Raw genomic sequence first — 5,324 nt, 5'->3', positions numbered from 1 at the left:
ACCCCGAGCAGTGGGAGGCCGGGGGGGGCTGGGGGCTGCCGCCGGCCGGACCGGCCGTGTACCGCACGCCGGGGGGCGGAATGCCCAGGACGGCCGCCGCGCGGATCCCGGGTCCGCGCCGCGAGTACGTCGAGGCGTTCGAGGCGGCATCGCAGGCCGAGGGGGTCATCCAGGAGGCAACCGCGGTGGCGACCGGCACGATCGACGCGACGACGCGACGCGAGACCGGGACCGGCGCCGGGGCGCCGCAGGCGCCCCGGCGCAAGGGCAAGGGGCGCGCGTTCACCGGCATTCTCGCCGCGGCCGTGACCACCGTGGTCGCGGTCGTCGTCACCGGCCACATGACCAAGGACTCCGAGACCGACAACGCGCCGCAGACGTCGGGCGAGTTCGACCGGGAGGCCGAGAAGCAGGCCTCGCGGTCCCAGCAGCGGTCCGTCAGGGAGGCGCCAAGCGGTGCTCCGGCCGCCCCGGCGACGTACACCCAGAAGATGGCCGCGAAGTTCGCGCTGGCACCCGACCTGGAGGGCTCCGGCGAGTTCGAGGTCGTCGGCGGTCATGCCGCCGCGCCCGGCGAGGGACGGCGCTACCGCTACCGCATCGACGTGGAGAAGGGCCTCGGACTCGACACCGCACTGTTCGCCGAGGCCGTGCACAAGACCCTCAACGACGACCGCAGCTGGGCCCACAACGGCGCCGCCTCCTTCGAGCGGATCTCCTCGGGCGAGGCCGACTTCGTGATCACGCTGGCCAGCCCCGGAACGACCGCCGTCTGGTGTGCCAAGTCCGGTCTGGACACGACCGTGGACAACGTCTCCTGCGACTCCGCCTCCACCGACCGCATCATGATCAACGCCTATCGCTGGGCGCGGGGCGCCGAGACCTACGGCGACAAGATGCTGGCGTACCGCCAGATGCTCATCAACCACGAGGTCGGCCACCGTCTCGGCAACGGGCACACGACCTGCTCCGCGGACGGCGCTCTCGCCCCCGTCATGCAGCAGCAGACCAAGTTCCTTTCGCACGACGGCATCACCTGCCGACCGAATCCCTGGCCCTATCCGGGCGACCAGTAGCCCGTACGGACCCTCCCTGCGGGCTCCCGGGGTACGGAGCCCCCGGGGGACGCGGCACCGGGGCAGCGGTCCTTGTCCTTGCAGTGGCCACTGTTTGACGCTGCGTATTCGGCTGGATGCATAGCGCGACCGAACGCGTTCCGGTTCGGAAAGTTACGACCTTTCACCCCTTCCGGTGGTGCGACGGACAACCGTCCGTCGCGCCCCCGCCGTCTGCGCGTACGTTCGTCCCGCTGCGGGTCGCTCGGAGAACGGCGGCCCCCATACGGGAGAACGGGGGTGCACTCGTGCGGATCGGACTGCTCACCAAGAGTGGCTATCCGTATGCGGCGGGTGAGGGGCGTGTCTGGTGCGACCGCCTCGTGCGCGGACTCGCGGGCCACGAGTTCGACGTCTACGCGCTCAGCGGGAGTGCCCGGCAGGAGGAGCTGGGCTGGGTCGAACTGCCCCCGCAGGTGCGGCGGGTCCGCACCGCCCCCACGTGGTCCGCCGAGGACGACGGGCGGAGCCACGGCCGCCGTGAGCGCCGGCGCTTCGCCGAACACTACGGAGATCTGGCCGCCGCGGTCTGCGGCGCGGACGAGGACCTGGCGGACCGTTTCCGCAGCGGGCTGTACGGGCTGGCGGAACTGGCCCGCGAACACGGGGGACTGACCGGCGCCCTGCGCTCCGAGACCGCCGTGCGCGCCCTGGAGGCCCACTGCCGGGCTCCCGGCGCGCGCCGCTCCGCGCACGCCGCCCGGGTGCCCGACCTGCTCGCCGTGGCGGCCCGGCTGGAGCGGGCGCTGCGCCCGCTCTCCCTCGACTGGTACGACGAGGAGAGCCTTGGCGCCGTCGACCTGTGCCACGCCGCGTCCGGCGGAGCCGCCGCACTGCCGGGCCTGCTGGCCAAACGCTTCTTCGGCGTGCCGCTCCTGCTCACCGAGTACGGAGTGCGGCTGCGCGCCCACTACCTCACCCCGGACGCCGCCGCCCCGAGCCCGCCGGTGCGCGCCCTGATCGCCGCCTTCCACGGCCGGCTCGCCACCGAGATCTACCACCAGGCGGCGCTCATCACCCCGGGCAACAGCCACGCCCGGCGCTGGCAGGTGCGCTGCGGCGCCGACCCGGCCAGGCTGCGCACCGTCTACCCGGGCATGGACAACGCCCGCTTCGCCGCCGTCGCCGAGGCGCGGAGCGGCACGGCGGACGACGGCGAAGCGGCACCGGAGGCGAACACGCTGGTCTGGGTGGGCCGCGTCGAGCCCGCCAAGGACCTGATCGCGCTGCTGCACGCCTTCGCGGAGGTCCGCGGGAAGGAGCCCACCGCCCGGCTCCGCGTCATCGGGGCTCCCGCCGCGGACCCCGAGTCCGCCGCCTATCTCGCCCACTGCCGGTCGCTGGCCGCCCACCTCTTCCCCGACGAGGCCGCCGACGCCCACGCAGTCGGCGAGAACCCGGTCTCCTTCGAGGAGATCGGCGACCCGGAGGCACCGGACCTCGCGGACGCGTACGCCGGGGGAAGCGTCGTCGTCCTGCCCAGCGTCGTCGAGGGCTTCCCGGTCAGCCTGGTGGAGGCGATGCTCTGCGGCCGCGCCACCGTTTCCACGGACGTCGGCGCGGTGGTCGAGGTCATCGGCGGTACGGGCCTCGTGGTGCCCCCGCGCAACCCGCGGGCGCTCGCCGAGGCCTGCGTCTCGCTGCTGCGCGACCCCGAACGGCGCGCGCGCCTCGGCGCGGCCGCCCTGGCCCGGGCACGGGAACTCTTCACCGTCGAGCAGAACACCGCCGCCTTCCGCGGGATCTACCTGGAACTGATGTCCCGCTGCCCCGTACGCCGCGACATCTGCGACGGCGCCGGCGACCCGCTGCTCTTCGCCCACCCCGCCGAGGTGCACGTACCGGGGCCTTGGGCGGTCCGCCCACAGACCACGGAGGCCGGCCCGCCACCGGCGGCCGCGCCCGTTCCTGAGCCCCGCCCGGCCGGGACCGCGTCCGGCCGCGCACCCGGTCCGGCGCCGGAGGCCCCGCCCGTGTCCGCGGGTGTCACGTCCTCCCCGGAGGTCTCCTCATGACGAGCCACCACATCCCCGATGTCCCCGGCGGCCTCGATGTCCCCGGCACTCCCGGCGGCCCGGACGCTCAGGGCGCCCCCCCGGGCACCGCCCGCTCCCGCCCCGGCACCCGGGCCGAGGTGAAGAGCGGCGGCCGCGGGGCGCCCGCCCGGCCGGGCAGCGCCGACCCCGTGAAGGCGCTGCTGCACCGGCACCGCGAGCTGTGTGAACGGGCCGTGGACCCGCTGGAGATCGCGGCGGGGCTGGAGGCGCACGGAGTGACGGACCGCACCGCGGCCCGGTTCCGGCACCGCGACGTGTTCGCGCTGGCCGAGGAACTGTTCGCCCGGGTGCCCCGCGAGGGCGGCGCGGAGCCACCCGCTCGCCCGTCCGGTGTCGGCGCACCGGCCGACCCGGCCCACGGTCTCGCGGCCGACCCCACCGCGGACATCGCGGCGGGGCACGCGCCGGGCCGACCGGGAGCCGCCGTCCCGCTCCCGCTGCTCCCCGGCGTCGTCTGCGTCCTCACCCTCGGCGCCCTCGCCCTCGTCGAGGGCCGGGGCGCAAGGCTGGGGATCGTCGCGGGCGGGGCGCTCGGCACCGTGCTCGCCCTGCGCGCCGCTCTCGGCAGCGGCCCCCTGCGTGCCCCCGGCCGGACCGTCGCCTCGACCCGGCTCCTCGTGTGCTGGCTGCTCGGCCACGCGCTGTTCGGGAACGCCCTGCTGGAGGAGTTGCTCCACGGCGGCCCCGACGGTCCGCCCGACCTCGACGGCGCCACCGCCGGTGCCCTCGCCGCCGGACTCTCCCTCGCCGTCGGTCCCGCCATGTGGTGCGCCGGGCTCTACAGCACACAGGCCAGGAAGAAGCTGGCGGCCAGCCGGAGCCTGGACGAGTTCGCCGCGCGGGCCAGGCCGCTGCTGGTGGCGACCGTCCTGCTGTTCACCGGCTCCCTGCTCGGACTGCTCCTGGCCGCACGGCTCTGGTACGACGCAGACCCCTACCTGCTCGTCCAGGGCACCTGCCTCGGCGTCCTGCTGTATCTCGCGCGGCTGCTCACCGTCCACGGTCACCCGGACTCGGCGGCCGGCGCGCTCGGCGCGGCCTGCGCCGTGCAGGCCGCCGTACTCGCCGCCGTACCGGCCGGCCTGCTGCCGGGTATGGCGTTCCTGGCCCGGCCCGTGGAGCTCGCCGTCACCGCCTGGGGGCCGGGCGCGCTGCCCTCCGCCGCCTGCGCGGGCGCCGCGCTCGCGCTGCTCCCGCACGCCCTGGCCTCGCTGTCCCGGGCCTTCGCGCACGCCGGCTGATCACGCGCCCGTCCCTCTCCGCCTCACCGACGTCACCATCCCCATCGCCCCCATCGCCCCCACCGATGTCACCGCTGCCACCGCTGCCACCGCGCAGCGAGAACACCTGACGAAGGAGTCACCGCCAATGAACCCGACCGCCCGCACCGCTCAGGAGGCCGCCGGATGAGGGTGCTGCTTCTCGGAGCGAACGGATACCTCGGACGCTTCGTCGCCGACCGACTGCTCGCCGACCCCGCCGTCCAGCTCACCGCGCTCGGCCGCGGCGATGACGCCGACGTGCGATTCGACCTCGCCGCGGGCAGCCCGGGCGCGCTCACCCGCTTCCTGGACGCCGTGCACCCCGGCGTCGTCGTCAACTGCGCCGGAGCCACCCGGGGCGGCGCTCGCGAACTGACCCGGCACAACACCGTGGCCGTCGCCACCGTCTGCGAGGCGATGCGGCGCAGCGGCTGCCAGGCGCGACTGGTGCAGCTCGGCTGTGGGGCGGAGTACGGGCCGTCGCAGCCCGGCTCCTCCACCGCGGAGGACGCCGTGCCCCGGCCGGGCGGTCCCTACGGGGTGAGCAAGCTCGCCGCCACCGAACTCGTCCTCGGTTCCGGCCTCGACGCGGTGGTCCTGCGGGTCTTCTCGCCCGCGGGCCCCGGCACGCCCGCCGGCTCCCCCCTCGGCCGGCTCGCCGAGGCGATGCGCCGCGCCATGCAGTCCGGCGACGGAGAACTCAAGCTCGCCGGCCTCGGCATCCAGCGGGACTTCGTCGACGTACGGGACGTCGCCCGGGCCGTCCACGCCGCCTCGCTGTCCGCCGCCCAGGGCGTGATCAACATCGGCAGCGGCCGTGCCGTCCGGCTGCGTGACGCGGCGGCCGTCCTCGCCCGCGTCGCCGGCTACGGCGGCGCCCTCCACGAGGT

The 5,324-nt window shown here is 75.5% G+C and carries 4 protein-coding genes; all 4 read left to right on the top strand.

The genetic code is table 11. From position 1 onward, the window contains the following. Positions 1-1,076: DUF3152 domain-containing protein (locus GUY61_RS34140; RefSeq protein ID WP_166634197.1), on the top strand; the 1,076-nt coding region annotated here is incomplete at its 5' end. Between the two features lie 287 nt (positions 1,077-1,363). Beyond that, positions 1,364-3,130, top strand: a complete 1,767-nt coding sequence (locus GUY61_RS34135) for a DUF3492 domain-containing protein (protein WP_166634196.1) — start codon at positions 1,364-1,366, stop codon at positions 3,128-3,130. Next, entirely contained in the window at positions 3,127-4,413 is a 1,287-nt protein-coding gene (locus GUY61_RS34130) for a hypothetical protein (RefSeq protein ID WP_208106810.1), read from the top strand. Before GUY61_RS34135 ends, GUY61_RS34130 begins: the two co-directional genes overlap by 4 nt. Positions 4,414-4,578: 165 nt before the next feature. Continuing rightward, the coding region (locus GUY61_RS34125) for an NAD-dependent epimerase/dehydratase family protein (RefSeq protein WP_166634195.1) at positions 4,579-5,324 on the top strand (746 nt) is incomplete at its 3' end.

It is taken from the genome of Streptomyces sp. GC420 (genome assembly GCF_009916105.1).
In the GTDB taxonomy this organism is placed as follows: Bacteria; Actinomycetota; Actinomycetes; order Streptomycetales; family Streptomycetaceae; genus Streptomyces.
This window is presented reverse-complemented; position numbering and strand designations above follow the sequence as displayed.

What these genes read in the sequence shown, in the direction of transcription:
- GUY61_RS34130 (WP_208106810.1), top strand. Translation starts at nt 3,127, where the DNA reads ATGACGAGCCACCACATCCCCGATGTCCCCGGCGGCCTCGATGTCCCC.